The organism is Jatrophihabitans sp. sgz311053 (genome assembly GCF_056135305.1).
This window is the reverse complement of sequence record NZ_JBWAXP010000003.1, coordinates 237,150-256,165: the sequence shown is the minus strand read 5'-3', so window position 1 is coordinate 256,165 and position 19,016 is coordinate 237,150. Positions and strand designations below refer to the sequence as shown.

Here is a 19,016-nt window from a genome sequence, read left to right as displayed (position 1 = left end):
CATCCGCCCGCTGCTACGAGCTGGCGATCTCCTCGCCGAGGTACGCCGCGCGGACCCGGTCGTCGGCCAGCAACTCCCGGCCGGTGCCCTCCAGGACGATCTCGCCGGTCTCCAGGACGTAGCCTCGGTCGGCCAAGGACAGCGCCTGCGCCGCGTTCTGCTCCACGAGCAGCACGGTCACGCCGCTGTCGTTGATCTCCTTCACGATCTCGAAGATCTGGGCCACGATGAGCGGCGCGAGCCCCATGGACGGCTCGTCCAGCAGCAGCAGTCGCGGCTTGCCCATCATCGCGCGGCCGATGGCGAGCATCTGCTGCTCGCCGCCGGAGAGCGTCCCCGCCTGCTGCTTGTACCGCTCCCGCAGCCGGGGGAAGAGCGTGAGCACGCGCTCCAGCTCGACCTTGTCCGGCTCCTTGAAACGGAACGCGCCCATCTCCAGGTTCTCGGCGACCGTCATCCGGGGGAAGACGTGGCGCCCCTCGGGCACGTGACAGATGCCGAGCCGGATCATGTCGTGGGCGGCGACACCGTCGATGCGCTTGCCGTCGAAGGTGATCGAGCCCAGCGCCGGTCGCATCATGCCCGACACGGTCTTCTGCGTGGTCGTCTTGCCGGCACCGTTCGCGCCGAGCAGGGCGACGATCTCGCCCTCGCCCACGGTGAAGCTGATGCCCTTGAGAGCGGCGATCGCGCCGTAGCGCACCTCGATGTTGTCGACGTCGAGCAAGGTGCGGCCGGTGCGGCCGGTGCGGCCGGCGGTCGTGGTGTCCTTCTGCAGGTCGGTCACGCCCGCTCCTCCGTACCGTCGGGGTGGCTCTCGGGGTGGGTGTCGGTGTCGATCAGGTGCAGCTCAGGCTGCTCGTCGACCTCGTGCTGGGCGTCCTCGGCCGAGGTCCCCAGGTAGGCAGCCACCACGACCGGGTCTCGCTGGATCTCGCGGGGGGTGCCTTCGGCGATCTTCTGGCCGAAGTTCAGCACCACGATCCGGTGCGCGACCGACATGACGAGCTTCATGTCGTGCTCGATCAGCAGCACGCCGATGTTCCGCTCGACGTTGATCCGGGTGATGAGCTCGGCAAGTTCGCGCTTCTCGGCCGGGTTGGTGCCGGCCGCGGGCTCGTCCAACAGCAGCACGCCGGGGTCGGTGCCGAGGGCCCGTGCGATCTCCAGCCGCCGCTGCTCACCGTAGGCGAGCGAACCGGCGAGCTCGTTGGCTCGCCCGGCCAGCCCGACGTCCTTGAGCAGGGCGTAGGCGCCGGCGGTGCTCTCCCGCTCCTCGCGACGCTGCCAGGGCATCCCGAGCATGGCCGCGATCGGGCCCGACTTCTGCCGGGTCTCGATGCCGATCTTGACGTTCTCCAGCGCTGTCAGCGCCGGGAAGAGCCGGATGTTCTGGAAGGTCCGGGCGACGCCGCGGCTGTTGATGACGTGGGTCTTCTGGCCGAGCACCGATCCCGGCTTGTCGCCCTTGCGGCCGGCCAGCATGATCGACCCCTCCTGCGGCGTGTACACGCCGGTGAGGGAGTTGAACAGCGACGTCTTGCCGGCGCCGTTCGGCCCGATCACGGCGAGGATCTCGCCGCGGTACATCTGCATGCTGACGTCGTTGAGGCTGACGACGCCGCCGAAGCGCAGCGTCACGTGCTCGACGTCGAAGACGACATCGCCGGACGGCGACGGGGATTCGACGGTCTCGGTCGTGGTGGTCATCAGTTCCCCTCCGCAGCCGGGACGGCACGCACCGAGGTGCTGGTGTCCTCGTGCAGGCCCGCCAGCTCGGCCTTCCGGCGCCGGGCCGGGATCAGCCCGGCGGGCCGGAAGATCATCATGAGCAGGACGAGCGCGCCGATCCACATCTGTTGATCCTCCTGCGGCACCTGGCTGCGCAGGAAGACGGGCAGCCAGGTCAGCACCGCGGCGCCGGCGAGGGCACCGGGCAGCGAGCCCATGCCGCCGAAGACGACGTAGGCGACGATGAGGATCGAGTTCTGCAGCGTGAACAGTGACGGGTCGAAGTAGCCGACCTGGGTGGCGAAGAAGACGCCAGCCAGACCGGAGGTCGAGGCGCCGATCGCGAAGGCGAGCAGCTTGACCTTGATGGTCTTGACGCCGCTGGCCTCGGCGGCGACCTCGTCCTCACGGATCGCGGCCCAGGCACGGCCGAGCCGTGACCGCTCGAGCCGGACGAAGACCACCACCACGATGCCGAGCATGGCGAGCAACAAGTACCAGAACGGCAGGTTGTCCTCGCCCCAGGTGATGTTGATCGGGCCGATGTGCAGCACCGGGCTCGGCACGTTCGGACCGCGGGCACCACCGGTGACACCGCCGGGGTTGTTGTTGGCGACGACCTGGATGATCTCGCCGAAGCCGAGCGTGACGATGGCGAGGTAGTCGCCGCGCAGTCGCAGGGTCGGCGCGCCGAGCAGCACGCCGGCGAGCAGGGCCGCGGCCACCGCGAACGGGATGGCCCACAGCGGCGACGAGAACGGCGAGAGGAACGACGGCGGCTTCACCGGCAGCGATCCGGTGAGGTAGGCCGTGGTGTAGGCGCCGACGGCGTAGAAGGCGATGTAGCCGAGGTCGAGCAGGCCCGACCAGCCGATGACGACGTTGAGGCCGACGGCGAGCAGCAGGTACGGCCCGATCTGGGTGACCAGGGTGTTCTGCCACTCGCCCGTGAGCGTCGGCGGGTAGAAGAGCGCGATGGCCACCGCGATGGGCAGCAGCGCCCGGCCGCTGGTGGAACTCGAGACCGCCCGCGCCGCATTGCTGAGCGGGAAGCCGCCCGTCGTCGCCGGCTCGCGCCGCCGTCCGTCGCGCAGCACCAGCGTCCCGGCGGTGAGCAGCAGGCTCAGCGCGATGCACATCACCCAGCCGCCGGCGCCGAGGTTCTGCCAGAGCTTGCCGTACTGCGAGGCCTTCTCCGTGCCCGTCTGCGAGAAACCGTGCATGGCCACCAGCGTCAGGACCAGCGAGACAGCGGCGAGCACGATGGCGACGAGGCCGAGGATGCGAATCCGCAGCACGCCGCCGGCCAGGGCGACGGCGGCCGTGACGACCACCAGCACCACGCCGAGCCAGTCGGCGTAGGCGAGGGCGAGTTGCTGCACGCCGGTGCCGTCGAAGACGTCGGAGAGACCACGGAAGTCGGTGTTCAGGCCGGTCGGGGCGAACCAGGTGTTGTTGACCAGCGAGATGAGCGCCAGCAGCGCGCCGAGCACGGCCAGCGGGAAACCGGGACGCCAGGCCATCACCGCGTCGACGAAGGCGCGGGGATGCGACTCCTCGGAGCGGGCGAAGACCACCACGAGCCCGGCGCCGGCGGTGACGAGGAAGCCGAGGGTGGCGACCCAGACGCCGAGGGCGTGATCCGGCCCGAGCCGCGGCGAGGCGAGGTCCACGACCTGGTCATGACCGTAGAAGGCGCAGAAGGCGGCGAAGGCACCGAGCACGGCAAGCGCCCAGCCCAGCACTGCCGTCCGCAGCGCGACGGCGACGACACCGAGGACGAGACAGGCGAACCAGAGGGCGTAGCCGAACCAGCCGAAGAAGAGGCTGGCCGGGAACCCGAGCGCCGGGGTGTCGGCGACCTGGTCACTGAGCGGACCGAACTTGCCGACCGGGTCGAACCACTTGAGCAGCTGCAACGCGATGAGGACGAGCAGGAAGCCCCCGGCGACACCGGCCATGCCGGGTCGGCTGACGTAGGGGGTGATGACGAAGCGCAGCGACAGCACGAGGAAGAGCGCGATGCCGATGCCGACGAAGAGGAGCCACCGGTTGTCGGTGAGCAGCGCCTTGTGGAACGACTGGCCGTAGTCGTCGGTCGAGCCCTCCTGCTGTCCCACCATGAGGCCCAGCACGAGACCGCCAGCGATGCAGGCCAGCAGTCGCTTGAGCGCGGCCTCGCCGCGGAAGGCGTCGAGCAGCGCCTGACGTCGTGAACCCTCGCGGGAGACGTCGCGGGTGTCGTCGGTGACCGCGGCGCTCATGCGGCACGTCCGAGCCGCTCGCCGAGCAGACCGGTAGGTCGCACGATCAGGACGAGGACGAGGACGACGAAGCAGATGACGTCGTTCCACTTGACGCCGACGAAGCTGAGGTTGCTGACGAGCACCTCGACCTCACCGAGCAGGATGCCGCCGAGCATGGCGCCGCGGACGTTGCCGATGCCACCCAGCACCGCGGCGGCGAAGGCCTTCACGCCGGGCGTGAAGCCCATGTTGTAGGCGGCGCCGAAGGCGACACCGAAGAGGAAGCCGGCGATCCCGGCGAGCGCGCCGCCGATGACGAACGTGCGCGAGATCGTCTTGTCGATGTTGATGCCCATCAGGGCGGCGGTCGGCGCGTCCTCGGCGACGGCGCGGATGCCGCGGCCGAGCTTGGTCTTCGAGACGAGACGGTCGAGGAAGATCATCATGACCACCGCGGTGAGGATGATGATCAGGTTGAGCGTCGACAGCTTGAAGTACTCGGTGTCGATGAGCCGGTGGTCGAGGTTGAAGTAGGTGCTCTCACCCTCGTTGGTGCCGGGGAAGGAGTTGTTGCGCTGGAAGTTGAAGAGCTTGCCGGCAAGGCCGGATAAGAAGAACGAGGCCCCGATCGCGCTGATCAGGAACGCGAGTTTCGGTGCCCCTCTCCGCCGCAGGGGACGATAGGCGACCTTCTCCAGGACCCAGGCGATGGCAGCGCCGACCATCGCGCCGAAGAGCGCGCCGGCGAGCAGGACCAGCGGCAGCGCCGGTCCGCTGAGATGGCGACCGTCGATGAGCGAGCCGATCAGCAGGAAGCTGCCGAAGGCGCCGGACATGAACACCTCGCTGTGCGCGAAGTTGATCAGCTGCAGTACGCCGTAGACGAGGGTGTAGCCGAGCGCGACCAGCGCGTACAACGATCCCTGTTCGAGACCGATGAGCAGGTTCTGCGGCAGCTGTTCGAACCAGTTCTGACTCACGTGCGAAGGCTCCTGGGGTGGGGTCGACCTGCAAAGAGCAACCGTCGGCCGGTGGGCGTCGACGGGACGTGGCATGGGCACCGCGACGGGACGGCGCGGTGGGGCACGGTGTGGGGCCCGGACGTGGCACGGGCGGGGCCCACCGACACTGTGTCGGCCGACCCCGCCCGTGGGCGCGTCAACTCACTTCTGGTCCTTGATGTCGCCGAGGACCTTGATCTGACCGTTCTTCTGCTCGTACAGGTTCACGACCTGGCCCGAGGCGTCGAGGTCACCGTTGGACTGGAACTTCAGCGTGGCGGTGATGCCCTTGAAGTCGGCCGACTTCAGCTTCTCCACGACCGTCGAGCGAGTGGCGGAGCCGCCACCGGCCTTCTTGATCGAGTCGATGATGAGGTTGGCCGCGTCGTAGGCCTCGGCCGAGTAGGTGGACGAGGGCGTGTTGAACGTCTTCTGGTAGTTCGTCGCGAACTCCTTGGAGTCCGCCGCGACCGTCGAGTCCTGGCAGCCGCAGGTCATGTACCAGCCGTTGCCGGCGCCGCCGGCGCCCTTGGTGAAGACCGAGGACTTGATGCCGTTGCCGCCGACGCGAAGACCCTTGAAGCCCGCACTGGTGAGCGCCTTGGCCAGCAGCGCGGCCTGCGCGTCGTAGCCGGCGTAGAAGACGGCGTCGGCGCCCGAGGCGGTGATCGTCTGCGCGATCGGGTTGTAGTTCTTGGTCTGGGTGCCGTCGAGGCCCTGCTCGGTGACCTTGATGCCCTTGGCCTTGGCCTCCTTGGCGACGGTGTCACCGACACCCTGGCCGTAGGGGCTCTGGTCCTGCAGCACGAAGAGGTTCTTGATGCCGTGCCGGACCAGCCAGTCCGCGCCCTGCGAGCCCTCGACGTTGTCGTTCGGGATGACCCGGAAGAACGTGGAGAAGCCCTGGTTCTGCAGCGTCGCGTTCGACGCCGAGGGGGTGACGAAGGCGAGGCCGGCGGCCGAGTACTTCTTGCCGACGGCGAGGGTGCTGCCCGAGAACGACGGGCCCACGACGCCGAGGACCTTGGCGTCGTCGATGAGCTTGGTGGCCGCGGCCGGCGACTTGGCCGGGTCGCCACCGTCGTCGGAGCGGACGAGCTCGACCTTGAAGCCGAGCGAGCTGTCCTTGTTGGCCTCGGTCACGGCGAGCTGGACGCCGTTGACCTCGTTGATGCCGAGCTGGGCGTTGTCACCCGACAGCGGACCCTCGAAGCCGATCTTGACGGTGCCGCCCGTCGAGGTGGAGCCGGAGCCCGCCGTGGACGAGCCGCCGCCCAGACCGCCGCCGGACTTGCTGCTGTCGGACGAGCTGCTGCCGCAGCCGCTGAGCGCCAGGGCGCCTGCTGCGGCGAAAACCACCATGCCGGTAACTACGCGTGGTCGCACTACTGAGCCTCCTGTGAGGGCTTGTCAAAAGGTTTCGGCGCACGGGTGCCGTGCGACCGGTTGGCGGGACGTTAGCTGATCAAGACGGGGGTGGGCACCTAGTCGAACGGCCCTCGTTCGGACCGTGACCAAATCTCAATCCAGCGCTGCCCGAAATGTCGCGCTACTGGCCGGTAGTCCCGTCCGCGGCCGGATCCTGGGTGGTGTCGCCGTCGAGAACGAGCTCGGCCACCACCTTCATCGGACGCCGGTTGTCCATGGCCGCGCGCTGGATCCAGCGGAACGCCTCGGGCTCGGAGAGGCCGTGCTGCGTCATGAGCGCGCCCTTGGCCCGCTCGATGAGCTTGCGGGTCTCCAGGCGGTCCTTCAGCCCCGTGACCTCGCTCTCCAGGGCGCGGATCTCGGCGAAGCGGGACGTCGCCATCTCGATCGCCGGCAGCAGGTCGCGCTTCTGGAACGGCTTGACCAAGTAGGCCATGGCCCCGGCGTCACGAGCTCGCTCGATGAGATCGCGCTGGCTGAAGGCCGTCAGCATCACGACCGGCGCGATGCGCGCCTCAGTGATCTGACCCGCGGCGGCGATGCCGTCCATCTTCGGCATCTTGATGTCGCAGATGACGAGGTCGGGCTCGAGCTCCTTGGCCAGCTGGACGGCCTGCTCGCCGTCGGCTGCCTCGCCGACGACGTCGAGGCCCTCCTCCTCCAGCATCTCGCGCAGGTCGAGGCGGATGAGGGCCTCGTCCTCGGCGATCACCACTCGCAGCGCGGGGGTGGCCTGATCCTCGGGGGCGGCAGTCACTCGAACGTCTCCCATCACGCCGACAACACTGGCGACAAGTGCGAGCTGCCAGACTAGCGCCGGTAGTATTTCGGAGACGTCACGCCCCTGTGATGGAACTGGTAGACATGATGCCCTCAAAAGGCATTGCCGCAAGGCGTGTCGGTTCGAATCCGACCGGGGGTACCACGCGGGCTCCTCCCCGACGCCACGGCGTCCTGACGGCCCCGCTTCAGACCACAGCGGCGGGGAGATCGAGGCGTGGCGGCGTCAGCCGACGTCCTGGCTGATGGAGATCTGCCGGTCCGGGCTGAACCGGAACGTGGTGATGCCCACCAGTGCGCCCGAGATTCGGTCGACGCTGACGACGTAGACGAAGGCGTCGTTGTTGAGCGGCCCCACGGTGAGGCGCGAGGCGAAGCTGCGCTCGATGGTCCCCTCCCCCGGCGCCCCGCCGCCGGAGCCACCGGTGAATTGGCTGCCACTGCCCCCGCCGGCGAGGGGCACGGTGACCGGGCCGGCCTGCGCGTGGGTGTGGCCGTCCAGGGCCAGCGTCGCGTGGCCGCAGCCGTCCTCGAGCGCAGCGGTGCCGACGGTGGGGTCGTGCGCGACGACGATGATCGGACCGTCGGCGTCACAGGCGGTGCGCGCGAGGCCCGCCGCCTGCTCGCGCAGCACCCGCTGCTGGTCGGCGGCGGAGGCGGGGCGGATGCCCTCGCCGTAGCGGCTGCTGCGCGGATCGGGGCTGCCGAGCAGGCGCAGCCCGTCGACCTCGACGACGTCGCCGGTGAGAGTGCGCATGCCCTGCTCTCGTTCGTCGTCGACGGTCTGCGTCGAGTCGTGGTTGCCCGCAGCGACGACGTCGGTGATCCCGGCCCGCCGCGACTGCTGCGCGAGGTTGCGGGTGCAGGCCGCCTCGAAGGCGAAGGTTCCGCTGAAGGCGTCGTCACCGGCGCTGACCAGGGTGCCGACACCCAGCCGCTTCAGCAGCGCGACCGTGACCCGGTCCATGCCGGTGTTGCAGTGCCGGTCGGTGACGAAGCCGAGGTGGGCGACCTGCTGGCCGGGTCGGCCGGTGGGCAGCGTCACCGCGTCCGAGTCGAGCCGGGTCTCCAACTCGGTGCGGAGCGAGTCGTAGTAGCGGTCGGTCTGTCCGGCGTAGGTGCGGATGTAGTTGCGGGCCGCGACCAGGGCCGGACTGAGCAGGCCGGAGACCTCGACCCCGGCCAGCGGGGTGTCGGCAAGGATGGGGTTGCCGGTCACGCGTCGCGGCGTCGGCGGGTCGGCACGACCCGACGGGACGGCGCCAAGCACCAGGGCCAGGACCACCGCCGCGGCGACCCGAGCGGCCCATTGCCGCTCCCGGTGCCGGTAGGCCAGGGCAGCCGCGCGCAGGGCCCCGTCGGGGTCGTGGCGGGCGTCCGCCCGGCGACGCCAGCGGCGATAGGACCACCGCGCCACCAGCGCCAGCGGGACCACCGCCGCACCCGCGAGGACCCAGCGGGTGAGATGCCAGATGACGGCGTGGCGGACGTCGCTGACGAGCTGTTCCGGGTCGCTGTAGGCAGCGACGTAGGCCGGGACGACGTCGGTGTTCAGCTCGCCGTTGCGCACCAGCTGCGAGGCGTCGACGTCGATCACCGCCTCGACTCCGATCCGCTCGCCGGCCACGGCACGATCGGTGGCGCGGGTCAGCGTGACCAGGCCGGTGACACCGATCTCGTCCACCGCGGCCCCGGGCCGCAGCCAGATCCGGGTGTCACTGCCGGCGATCTCGACGTGGGCCGGTGTCAGTAGCCCGACGACGAGGCCGGCCAGCGCACCGAGGACGACGAGCGCCGCGGAGACCACGGCGGCCCCGAGCCACCTGCGCCTCGTCCCACCCATCACGGCCGACGGTACCCGTGGGCGTGGCTACCCTCACGGCATGGACGAGGCAGGGCACGACCACGTGGCCAGCGCCGGTCACATGAGCGCGGCGGAGTTCCGCCGCCACGGCCACGCGGTGATCGACTGGATCGCCGACTACCACGAACGGCTCGAGTCCTTCCCGGTGCTGTCGCAGGTCTCCCCCGGCGACATCCGGGCGGCGCTGCCGGCGAACCCGCCGCAGACCGGCGAGCCCTTCGAAGCGGTCCTCGCCGACCTGGACAGCCACCTGCTGCCGGGCATCACCCACTGGCAGCACCCGTCCTTCTTCGCCTACTTCCCGGCCAATGTCAGCGGGCCGGCGATCCTCGGTGACCTGCTCGCCTCCGGCCTCGGCGTGCAGGGGATGCTCTGGGCCACCTCGCCGGCGGCGACAGAGCTCGAGACGCTGGTGCTGGACTGGTTCGCCGAGCTGCTGGGGCTGCCGCCGTCGTTACGCTCGGACGGAGCCGGCGGCGGGGTCATCCAGCACTCGGCCTCGGACGCAGCGCTGGTCGCGCTGCTGGCCGCGCTCCACCGGGCCAGCGAGGGCCGCACCGAGCACGAGGGGGTGGCCTGCGGCGACTTCGCCGTCTACACCTCGCAGCAGACGCACTCCTCGATCGCGAAGGCCTGTCGGGTGGCGGGCCTCGGCGCCGACCGACTGCGCCTGATCGACGTCGAGCCGGAGACGCTACGGGCACGTCCGGAGCACCTGCGCGAGCTGATCGCCGCCGACGTGGCCGCCGGGATCACCCCGGCCCTGGTCGTCGCCTCGATCGGCGCGACCGGCGTCGGCGCCGTCGATCCGGTGGCCGAGCTCGGCGAGATCGCCCGCGAGGCCGGGCCCTGGCTGCACGTCGACGCCGCCTGGGCCGGGGTGGCCGCGGTGGCACCGGAGCTGCGCTACATCCTCGACGGCGTCGAGCTCGCCGACTCGTTCGCGACCAACCCCCACAAGTGGCTGCTCACCAACTTCGACTGCGACACGTTCTGGGTCGCCGACAGGGCCGCGCTCGTGGGGGCGCTGTCGATCCTGCCCGAGTACCTGCGCAACACGGCCACCGAGTCGGGCGAGGTGATCGACTACCGCGACTGGCACGTCCCCCTCGGCCGCCGGTTCCGCGCCCTGAAGCTCTGGGCGGTGATCCGCCACTACGGCGCCGAGGGACTTCGCGCGCACGTGCGCAAACACGTCGCGCTGGCGGCGGAGTTCGCCGGCTGGGTGGCCGCCGACGACCGCTTCGAGCTCACCGCGCCGGTGTCGCTCTCCCTGGTGAGCTTCCGGCTGCGGGCTGGCGACGACGCCACCCGCGCGCTCATGGACACCGTCAACGCCTCGGGGCGGATGTACCTGACCCACACCGTCGTCGACGGCGCGGTCTCGCTGCGGCTGGCGATCGGCTCACCCTGGACCGAGCGCCGTCACGTCGAGGCTGCGTGGGAGCTGCTACGTGGCCGCGCGTGACCGGACCCGGACCATGCCCTCCTGCACCACGCTGACGACCTGCCGCCCCTGCCGGGTGAAGAACCGTCCCGAGGCCAGCCCACGACCGCCGGAGGCCGACGGCGACTGCGTGCTGTAGAGCAGCCACTCGTCGGCGCGGAAGGGCCGCTCGAACCACATCGCGTGGTCCAGCGAGGCCAGGGCCACGTCGTCGATGCCCACGGCCAGCCCGTGTCGGGTCAGGACCGAGTCGAGCAGCGTCATGTCCGAGGCGTAGGTGAGGACGCAGACGTGCACCAGCGGGTCGTCCGGCAGCGTGCCGTCCGCCTTCATCCACACCCGCCGCGTGCCGTCGGTGGGGCCGTGCTGCCGCTGCACCCAGGCCGGCTCGTCGACCCAGCGCAGGTCGATGGGCTTGGGCATCTCGTCCCACTGCCGCACCGCCTCCGGCGAGTCGCCGTAGCGGTTGAGCTGCGCGGGGAGGGTGTCGGGGTCGGGGACGGCCGGCATCTCCGACTGGTGGTCGACGCCGTCCTGCAGCAGCTGGAAGGAGGCCGAGAGCGAGAAGATCGCCTTGCCGTCCTGCTGCGCGATGACCCGGCGGGTGCTGAAGGAGCGGCCGTCCCGGACCCGGTCCACCTCGTAGACGATCGGCTTGGTCGAGTCGCCCGGCCGGATGAAGTACGAGTGCAGCGAGTGCACGTGGCGGTCCGGGTCGACGGTCCGCCCCGCCGCCACCAGCGCCTGCCCGGCGACCTGCCCACCGAAGACGCGCAGCCACCGGGTGCGCATGCTCTGGCCGCGGAAGATGTCGGCCTCGATGCGCTCCAGGTCCAGCAGCGTCACCAGCGCGTCGACCGCCGCCTGCCCGCTGAGCCCCTCACCCATGCCGCAGGACGTCGCCGATGTGGTGGACCCGGATGGTGTTGGTGGCACCGGGCGTCGACGGCGGCGTGCCCGCGACGACGATCACCAGGTCGTGAGGATGGCAGACTCCGCGGCTGACGAGGGCGGAGTCGACCTGTCGCACCATGTCGTCGGTGGTGTTGACCGTCCACACCAGGTGCGCTTCGGCGCCCCAGAGCAGCGCCATCTGCCGCTGCACCGTCTCCAGCGGGGTGAAGACGAGCAGCCGCTGCTTCGGCTGCAGCCGGGACAGCCGGCGCGCGGTGTCGCCGGTCTGCGTGAACGCGACCAGGGCGACCGCCCCGAGCGAGTCGCCGATGTCCTTGGCCGCCTTGACGATGGCGCCGCCGGAGGTGCGGGGGTTGTGCAGCAGCCCGCCGGCGCGCAGCGTCGAGGCCTCGACGCTGCGGATGATGCGGCTCATGGTGGCGACCGCCTGCACCGGGTACTTGCCGACGCTGGTCTCCCCGGAGAGCATCACCGCGTCGGCGCCGTCGATGACGGCGTTGGCGACGTCGGAGGCCTCGGCGCGGGTAGGGCGCGAGTGCGTGATCATCGACTCGAGCATCTGCGTGGCGACGATGACGGGCTTGGCGTTGTCGCGGCAGATCTGGATCGCCCGCTTCTGCACCACCGGCACCTGCTCCAGCGGCATCTCGACGCCGAGGTCGCCGCGGGCCACCATCATGCCGTCGAAGGCGAGCGCGATCTCCTCCAGCCGATCGACGGCCTCGGGCTTCTCCACCTTGGCGATGACCGGTACCCGGACGCCCACCTCGTCCATGATGTGGTGGACGAGCTTGACGTCCTCGGGGTTGCGGACGAACGACAGGGCCACGAAGTCGACCCCGAGCGCGAGGGCGAAGCGCAGGTCCTCGGCGTCCTTCTCCGACATCGCCGGGACGCTGACGTCCACGCCGGGCAGCGAGAGTCCCTTGTTGTTGCTGACCACGCCGCCTTCGGCGACGTCGCAGACCACGTCGGTGCCGTTCTCGACATCGACGGCGATGAGGGCCACGTTGCCGTCGTCGACGAGCAGCCGGTCGCCGGGACGGACGTCGGCGGCGAGATTCTTGTAGGTGGTCGAGACCCGGTCGTGGTCGCCGTCGCACTCCTCGACGGTGATCCGGATGCGCTCCCCCGTGGCCCAGGTGACCGGGCCCTCGGCGAAGCGGCCCAGCCGGATCTTGGGTCCCTGCAGATCGGCGAGGACGGCGAGGTTCCGGCCTGCCGCGCGGGCGGCCTCGCGCACCTCGCGGAAACGACGGCCGTGGTCGGCGTGCGCGCCGTGGCTGAAGTTCAACCGCGCGACGTCCATGCCCGCCTCGACGAGCGCGCGCGCCCGCTCGGGCGTATCGGTGGCTGGTCCCAGGGTGCAGACGATTTTGGCGCGCCGGATCACACCCACAGCCTAGGCGCTCGCGTGGTGACGGGGAGGACAACGCTTCCGGTCCGGCTTTGTCACCGACCTCCAGCCCGCCCCGCCGCGACCCCGGCCGCGCGGTCCTCAGGAGGTGACGAGTCCCGCGACCAGGTTGATGGTGGCGGCGAGGATGACGGTGCCGAAGAGGTAGGAGAGCACACAGTGCCGCAGCACCATGGCCCGGATGTCGCGGCGCGAGACGTTGGTGTCCGAGACCTGGTACGTCATGCCGAGGTTGAACCCGAAGTAGAGGAAGTCACGGTAGGCGGGGGCCTCGTCGCCGTTGAAGTCGATGCCGCCGACCGGCTCCTCGTAGTAGAGGCGCGCGTACCGGGCCGAGTACATCAGGTGCAGCATCGCCCAGATCATGAAGACGCCGAGCAACCCGACGGCGGCCGCGGCGGTCCGGGTGTCCGAGCCGCGCAGGACGATGATCGCCGCGATCCCGCCGATGCTGGCCAGGGCCACCGCGACGACGAGCAACTCGTCCAGCCGCGGGTCGAAGTCCTCGCCCGCCGCCCGCGCCCGGGTCTGGTCGGCCGACATCGGCCAGAGCACGAGCAGCCCGGCGACGACGAAGACCGTCGCCATCACCGTGATGCCGGTGAGCACCCCGAGCACGACCGGCGCGACCAGGCCCACGACCACGGCCGCGAGCAGGCCGGCGGCGGCCGCCAGCAGCAGCCGGAGGACGGCGGGATGGCGCCGGGGGGCTCGCGCCATCAGCGGCCCGCGGCACCGGGGCGCGGTGCGCGCCGCAGCCAGAGCAGGGCGAGGACGGGCAGCACCGCCGGCAGGTAGCCGTAACCGCTGCCGTAACCGGACCAGACCGTGGTGTCCGGGAAGTCCCGGCGCAGGGTGTAGCTGAGCGTCCCGACCACGAGCACACCGACGAACTCGACGCCGCACGCGACGAGCGCGATCGTCCGGCGCTCCCGGACGAGGGCAAGGAAGGCGACCACGTAGATCACCGCCGCCACCGCCGACAGCACGTAGGCCAGCGGCGCCTCGTCGTACTTGGTGATGAGCTCGAACGACGACCGGCCGAGGGCGGCGACGGCGAGCAGCCCGTACACGAAGACCAGCACCCGTCCCGGACCGCTGCGCAGCGACGACCGCGACGCCGGCGGCGCGTCAGGCACTCGGAGTCCAGAGCTGGTGCACCCGGGCGAGGAGGACGGCCACGACCAGCGCACCCACCGCGACGATGACCGGGCCCCACCGCGACCGTTCGAAGAGCCCCACCAGCGCCGCCGCGGGCATCACCAGCGCGATGCCGATGAGGTACGACACCGCGAGGGCGGTCGAGGAGGTGCGGTGACCGCCGACGAGGTCGGCCACACGCACGCCGACGTAGACGAGGACAGCCGCCTCCAGCACCCCCGCGAGGACGATCTCGCCGGTGTCGACGGCCCGGTCGGCCCGGTAGCGCAGCGCCATCACCACGACCACCACGAGGACGAGCGCCAGGTTGACGACCGTCACCACACCGGTCATCGGCTGTGCCTTCCCGACCGGTGTGGCCGCCGCGCGCCGACGCGTCGGCGACCAGCCCGGCCGGGAAGGCGGCAGATCACCGCTTCGCCGCCGCCATGATCGCCTCGTCGACGTCCTCGCCCCGCTCCTCGGCCAGTCGCGTGGCCTCCAGGACGGCGGCGAAGTCCCGCGGGACGACGGCGGTGAAGCGACGCGACGCCGCACCCCAGTCCGCGAGCAAGGCCGCCGCGACCGGCGAGTCGGTGTAGGCGTGGTGCGCCTCGACGATGCCGCGCAGCCGGTCGAGCTCGTCGCCCGGCACGTCGGCGAGATCGACGAGCTCGCGGTTGACGATGGACTCGTCGAGGTCGAGCACGTAGGCCCAGCCACCCGACATGCCGGCGCCGAGGTTGCGTCCCGTCGGTCCGAGGATGACGGCCGTGCCGCCGGTCATGTATTCCAGGGCGTGGTCGCCCACGCCCTCGGCGACGACGGTGGCACCGGAGTTGCGGACGCAGAACCGCTCCCCCACGACGCCGCGCAGGTAGATCTGCCCCGCCGTCGCGCCGTAGGCGATGACATTGCCGGCGATGACGTTGTCCTCCGCCACGAATGGCGCCGACTCGTCCGGGCGCACCGCGATGACGCCGCCGGAGAGTCCCTTGCCGGCGAAGTCGTTGGTGTCGCCGAAGAGCCGCAGCGTGATGCCGTGGGGCACGAAAGCGCCGAAGGACTGCCCGCCCGACCCTCGGAACGTGACGTCGATGGTGCCGTCCGGTAGGCCGTCGGCACCGTAACGCCGGGACACCAGCGAGCCCAGCATGGTGCCGACGGTCCGGTTGACGTTGCGGACGGGCAGCTCCAGCTTCACCGGTGAGCCGTCGAGCAGCGCCCCCTCGCAGAGCTGGATCAGCGTGTTGTCCAGCGCCGCCTCCAGGCCGTGGTCCTGCTCACGGGACTTGATGAGCGTCTGGCCGTACGGGTTGGCCGGCACCGACAGGATCGGCGACAGGTCCAGGCCGTCGGCCTTCCAGTGCTCGATCGCCTTGGCGGTGTCCAGGACGTCGACGTGGCCGATGGCCTCGTCCAGCGACCGGAAGCCCAGCTCGGCCAGCAGCTCGCGGACCTGCTCGGCGATGAACTCGAAGAACGTCACCACGAACTCGGGCTTGCCGCTGAAGCGCTCGCGCAGCACCGGGTTCTGCGTCGCGACGCCGACCGGGCAGGTGTCCAGGTGGCAGACCCGCATCATGATGCAGCCGGAGACGATCAGCGGCGAGGTGGCGAAGCCGTACTCCTCGGCCCCCAGCAGCGCGGCGATGACGACGTCCTTGCCGGTCTTCATCGCGCCGTCCACCTGGACTGTGATGCGGTCGCGCAGACCGTTGAGCAGCAGCGTCTGCTGGGTGTCGGCGAGGCCGAGCTCCCACGGCAGGCCGGCGTGCTTCAGCGACGTCAGCGGCGCGGCACCGGTGCCGCCGTCGTGCCCGGAGATGAGCACGACGTCCGCGTGGGCCTTGGAGACACCCGCCGCGACGGTGCCGACGCCTGCCTCGGAGACCAGCTTGACGTGGACCCGCGCCTGCGAGTTGGCGTTCTTCAGGTCGTGGATGAGCTGGGCGATGTCCTCGATCGAGTAGATGTCGTGGTGCGGCGGCGGCGAGATGAGGCCGACGCCCGGTGTCGAACCGCGGGTCCGCGCGATCCACGGATACACCTTGTATCCGGGCAGCTGCCCGCCCTCGCCGGGCTTGGCGCCCTGACTGATCTTGATCTGCAGGTCGTCGGCGTTGACCAGGTAGTGGCTGGTGACACCGAAGCGTCCCGACGCGATCTGCTTGACCGCGGAGCGGCGCAGGTCGCCGTTCTCGTCGGCGGTGAAGCGGCGCGCGTCCTCGCCGCCCTCGCCGGAGTTGGAGCGGCCGCCGAGCCGGTTCATGGCGATGGCCAGCGTCTCGTGCGCCTCGGCCGAGATCGAGCCGTAGCTCATGGCACCGGTGGCGAAGCGCTTGACGATCTCGCTGACCGGCTCGACCTCGTCGATCGGCACGGCCGGCCGAGCACCCTTCTTGAAGTCGAAGAGGCCCCGCAGCGTGCCGCCCTCGCGGTTGAGGGCGTCCACCTTGTCGGCGTACTGCTTGAAGACCTCGTACTGCCGCGAGCGGGTCGAGTGCTGCAGCAGGAAGACCGTCTCGGGGTTGAAGAGGTGCAGCTCGCCCTCGCGGCGCCACTGGTACTCGCCGCCGACGTCGAGGCGCCGGTGGGCGCGCGCGGTGTCGACCAGCGGGTAGGCGGCCTCGTGCCGCTTCTCCACCTCGGTGGCGATCTCGGCCAGGCCGATGCCGCCGAGCCGGGACGGCGTGCCGCCGAAGAACTCGTCCACCAGCGGCTGCGCCAGCCCGAAGGCCTCGAAGACCTGCGCGCCGGTGTAGCTCTGGATGGTGGAGATGCCCATCTTGGACATCACCTTCAGCACGCCTTTGCTGAGGCCCTTGACGTAGTTGGCGATGGCCTTGTCGGCGGTGATGCCCTCGATCTGGCCGTTGGCGACGAGGTCGTCGATCGTCTCGAAGGCCAGGTACGGGTTGACGGCGGCGGCGCCGTAACCGATGAGCAGCGCGATGTGGTGGACCTCGCGCGCCTCGCCGGTCTCGACGACCAGGCCTGCCTGGGTCCGCTGGCCGGTGCGGACCAGGTGCTGGTGCACCGCGGAGGTGAGCAGCAGCGACGGGATCGGCGCGTGGTCGGGGTCGCAGTCACGGTCGGAGAGGATGAGGATGCGCACCCCCGCCTCGACCGCGGCCGAACACTCTCGCCGCACCCGCTCGAGCGCGGCGGCGAGCGCCTCGCCGCCGCCGTGGACGCGGTACCGGCCGTCGATGAGCTGGCAGCGGAAGCCGGGCATGTCGCCGTCGGCGTTGATGTGCCAGATCTTGGCCAGTTCCTCGTTGTCGATCACCGGTCGCGGGATGACGATCTGCCGGCACGACGCAGGGCCGGGGTCGAGCAGGTTCAGCTCGGGACCGATGCCGCCGGCCAGCGAGGTGACCAGCTCCTCGCGGATGGCGTCCAGCGGCGGGTTGGTGACCTGCGCGAAGAGCTCGGTGAAGTAGTCGAAGAGCAGCCGCGGCCGCTTGCTCATCACCGCGACGGGCGTGTCGGTGCCCATGGAGCCGATGGGTTCAGCACCCGCCGTCGCCACCGGCGCGATGAGCAGCCGCAGCTCCTCCTCGGTGTAGCCGAAGACCTGCTGGCGCCGCAGCACCGACTCGTGGCTGAAGACGGTCCGCTCGCGCTCGGGCAGGTCACCGAGCTGGATCAGCCCGGCGTGCAGCCACTCGGCGTAGGGGTGCTCGGCCGCGATCTCGCTCTTGACGGCCTCGTCGTCGCGGATCTCGCCCCGCTCGGTGTCGACGAGGAACATCCGGCCCGGCTGCAACCGACCCTTGGCCACCACGGTGGCGGGGTCGAGCTCCAGGACGCCGGACTCGCTGCCCAGCACGACCAGCCCGTCGGCGGTCTGCCACCAGCGGCCGGGGCGCAGGCCGTTGCGGTCCAGGACGGCGCCGATCACGGTGCCGTCGGTGAAGCTGACGCAGGCCGGGCCGTCCCAGGCCTCCATGACGCAGGAGTGGAACTCGTAGAAGGCGCGGCGGGCCGCGTCCATCTCGCGGTTGTTCTCCCACGCCTCGGGGATCATCATCAGCACCGCGTGCGGCAGCGAGCGACCGCCGAGGTGCAGCAGCTCCAGCACCTCGTCGAAGGTCGCCGAGTCCGAGGCCTCGGGCGTGCAGATCGGGAAGAGCCGCTTGAGGTTGCCGGGGATGAGGTCGGACTCCAGCAGCGCCTCGCGGGTGCGCATCCAGTTGCGGTTGCCCCGGATGGTGTTGATCTCGCCGTTGTGGGCGATGTAGCGGTACGGGTGGGCCAGCGGCCAGGACGGGAACGTGTTCGTCGAGAACCGGCTGTGGACCAGACCGATCGCGCTGGTGAAGCGCTCGTCGGTGAGGTCGGGGAAGACCACGCCGAGCTGGTCGGTGGTGAGCATGCCCTTGTAGACCAGGGTGCGCGTCGACAGCGACGGGAAGTAGAGCTCGACCTGCGCCTCGCGGCTGCGGCGCTCGGCCACCTTGCGCAGCGCGTAGGCACGGCGCTCTAGCTCCATACCGTGGGCGCCGTCGTTGCCACGCAGGAAGAGCTGCCGGAAGCTGGGCATGACGCTGCGGGCGGTCTCGCCGAGGTCGTCGGTGACCGTGGGCAGGTCGCGCCAACCGAGGACGGTGATGCCCTCGCCGGCCGCGACCGTCTCGATGATCTCGACGACCCGGGCCGCCTCTTCCGCGCCGGCGGGGAGGAAGACGTTGCCGACGGCGTAGCTGCCGACCGGCGGCAGCTCGAAGTCGGTCACCGCACGGAGGAACTCGTCGGGGATCTGGACGGTGATCCCGGCGCCGTCGCCGGAGCTCGGCTCGGCGCCCGCGGCACCGCGGTGGTCCAGGTTGTGCAGGGCGGTGAGCGCCTGCTCCACGATGCGGTGCGACCGGCGGCCGTGCATGTCCGCGACGAACGCGACGCCGCAGGCGTCGTGCTCGAAGTCGGGGTCGTAGAGACCCTGCGCGGACGGCACGGTGGAGAAGAGACTGCGCACGCGAGCTCCCGTCATTCGGTGCAGAACGACCACACTCTGCCATCCGCGGACCGACGGTCCGGATCG

Annotated in this window: 14 protein-coding genes and 1 tRNA gene; 2 read left to right on the top strand and 13 right to left on the bottom strand. The window is 70.6% G+C overall.

All coding sequences use genetic code 11. The features are described 5' to 3' along the window. Positions 1 to 13 precede the first annotated feature (13 nt). From AC0NZQ_RS19170 to AC0NZQ_RS19145, 6 genes are all read right to left on the bottom strand, one after another. On the bottom strand, positions 14 to 787 hold the full coding sequence (locus tag AC0NZQ_RS19170) for an ABC transporter ATP-binding protein (protein WP_474531678.1): 774 nt from the start codon (positions 785 to 787) through the stop codon (positions 14 to 16). Beyond that, positions 784 to 1,710 (bottom strand): ABC transporter ATP-binding protein, encoded by a 927-nt coding sequence (locus AC0NZQ_RS19165; RefSeq protein ID WP_474531676.1) that lies wholly within the window; start codon positions 1,708 to 1,710, stop codon positions 784 to 786. Before AC0NZQ_RS19165 ends, AC0NZQ_RS19170 begins: the two co-directional genes overlap by 4 nt. After that, a complete protein-coding gene (locus AC0NZQ_RS19160) occupies positions 1,710 to 3,995 on the bottom strand; it encodes a branched-chain amino acid ABC transporter permease (RefSeq protein WP_474531675.1) in 2,286 nt (761 codons plus the stop codon). The genes AC0NZQ_RS19165 and AC0NZQ_RS19160 overlap by 1 nt, the downstream gene beginning before the upstream one ends. Further along, positions 3,992 to 4,957 carry a branched-chain amino acid ABC transporter permease gene (locus AC0NZQ_RS19155; RefSeq protein ID WP_474531674.1) on the bottom strand — a complete coding sequence of 322 codons (966 nt, stop codon included), beginning with the start codon at positions 4,955 to 4,957 and terminating at the stop codon, positions 3,992 to 3,994. Before AC0NZQ_RS19155 ends, AC0NZQ_RS19160 begins: the two co-directional genes overlap by 4 nt. Positions 4,958 to 5,140: 183 nt before the next feature. Then, on the bottom strand, positions 5,141 to 6,340 hold the full coding sequence (locus tag AC0NZQ_RS19150) for a branched-chain amino acid ABC transporter substrate-binding protein (protein WP_474531673.1): 1,200 nt from the start codon (positions 6,338 to 6,340) through the stop codon (positions 5,141 to 5,143). 187 nt (positions 6,341 to 6,527) lie between these two features. After that, positions 6,528 to 7,163 carry an ANTAR domain-containing response regulator gene (locus AC0NZQ_RS19145; RefSeq protein WP_474531672.1) on the bottom strand — a complete coding sequence of 212 codons (636 nt, stop codon included), beginning with the start codon at positions 7,161 to 7,163 and terminating at the stop codon, positions 6,528 to 6,530. 83 nt (positions 7,164 to 7,246) lie between these two features. On the opposite strand from AC0NZQ_RS19145, the gene AC0NZQ_RS19140 reads away from it, so the two are divergent. Next, positions 7,247 to 7,331: transfer RNA gene (locus AC0NZQ_RS19140), tRNA-Leu, on the top strand. 81 nt (positions 7,332 to 7,412) lie between these two features. Here AC0NZQ_RS19140 and AC0NZQ_RS19135 read toward each other — a convergent pair. Then, positions 7,413 to 9,029 (bottom strand): metallophosphoesterase family protein, encoded by a 1,617-nt coding sequence (locus AC0NZQ_RS19135; protein WP_474531671.1) that lies wholly within the window; start codon positions 9,027 to 9,029, stop codon positions 7,413 to 7,415. Between the two features lie 82 nt (positions 9,030 to 9,111). Between AC0NZQ_RS19135 and AC0NZQ_RS19130 the strand changes: the two genes are divergently transcribed. Beyond that, positions 9,112 to 10,518, top strand: coding sequence for a pyridoxal-dependent decarboxylase (locus AC0NZQ_RS19130; protein ID WP_474532033.1), 1,407 nt, complete (start codon positions 9,112 to 9,114; stop codon positions 10,516 to 10,518). On the opposite strand, the gene tesB is transcribed toward AC0NZQ_RS19130, so the two are convergent. From tesB to gltB, 6 genes are all read right to left on the bottom strand, one after another. Then, positions 10,501 to 11,385 (bottom strand): acyl-CoA thioesterase II, encoded by an 885-nt coding sequence (tesB, locus tag AC0NZQ_RS19125; RefSeq protein ID WP_474531670.1) that lies wholly within the window; start codon positions 11,383 to 11,385, stop codon positions 10,501 to 10,503. The two genes, AC0NZQ_RS19130 and tesB, sit on opposite strands and share 18 nt — an antisense overlap. Further along, on the bottom strand, positions 11,378 to 12,811 hold the full coding sequence (gene pyk / locus AC0NZQ_RS19120; protein WP_474531669.1) for a pyruvate kinase: 1,434 nt from the start codon (positions 12,809 to 12,811) through the stop codon (positions 11,378 to 11,380). Before pyk ends, tesB begins: the two co-directional genes overlap by 8 nt. Positions 12,812 to 12,910: 99 nt before the next feature. Further along, entirely contained in the window at positions 12,911 to 13,549 is a 639-nt protein-coding gene (locus tag AC0NZQ_RS19115) for a DUF1345 domain-containing protein (protein WP_474531668.1), read from the bottom strand. After that, complete coding sequence (locus AC0NZQ_RS19110; protein WP_474531667.1) at positions 13,549 to 13,968, bottom strand: hypothetical protein; 420 nt, start codon at positions 13,966 to 13,968, stop codon at positions 13,549 to 13,551. The genes AC0NZQ_RS19115 and AC0NZQ_RS19110 overlap by 1 nt, the downstream gene beginning before the upstream one ends. Next, the gene (locus AC0NZQ_RS19105; RefSeq protein WP_474531666.1) at positions 13,961 to 14,323 is read right to left on the bottom strand and encodes a hypothetical protein; all 363 of its coding nucleotides are present in this window, start codon (positions 14,321 to 14,323) and stop codon (positions 13,961 to 13,963) included. Before AC0NZQ_RS19105 ends, AC0NZQ_RS19110 begins: the two co-directional genes overlap by 8 nt. A 76-nt stretch (positions 14,324 to 14,399) precedes the next feature. Next, entirely contained in the window at positions 14,400 to 18,950 is a 4,551-nt protein-coding gene (gene gltB, locus AC0NZQ_RS19100) for a glutamate synthase large subunit (RefSeq protein WP_474531665.1), read from the bottom strand. Positions 18,951 to 19,016 lie beyond the last annotated feature (66 nt).

Coding starts and splice junctions, on each gene's coding strand:
- AC0NZQ_RS19105 (WP_474531666.1), bottom strand. CDS start 14,323: ATGACCGGTGTGGTGACGGTCGTCAACCTGGCGCTCGTCCTCGTGGTG.
- AC0NZQ_RS19130 (WP_474532033.1), top strand. CDS start 9,112: ATGAGCGCGGCGGAGTTCCGCCGCCACGGCCACGCGGTGATCGACTGG.
- AC0NZQ_RS19115 (WP_474531668.1), bottom strand. CDS start 13,549: ATGGCGCGAGCCCCCCGGCGCCATCCCGCCGTCCTCCGGCTGCTGCTG.
- AC0NZQ_RS19150 (WP_474531673.1), bottom strand. CDS start 6,340: ATGGTGGTTTTCGCCGCAGCAGGCGCCCTGGCGCTCAGCGGCTGCGGC.
- AC0NZQ_RS19165 (WP_474531676.1), bottom strand. CDS start 1,710: ATGACCACCACGACCGAGACCGTCGAATCCCCGTCGCCGTCCGGCGAT.
- AC0NZQ_RS19160 (WP_474531675.1), bottom strand. CDS start 3,995: ATGAGCGCCGCGGTCACCGACGACACCCGCGACGTCTCCCGCGAGGGT.
- tesB (WP_474531670.1), bottom strand. CDS start 11,385: ATGGGTGAGGGGCTCAGCGGGCAGGCGGCGGTCGACGCGCTGGTGACG.
- AC0NZQ_RS19135 (WP_474531671.1), bottom strand. CDS start 9,029: ATGGGTGGGACGAGGCGCAGGTGGCTCGGGGCCGCCGTGGTCTCCGCG.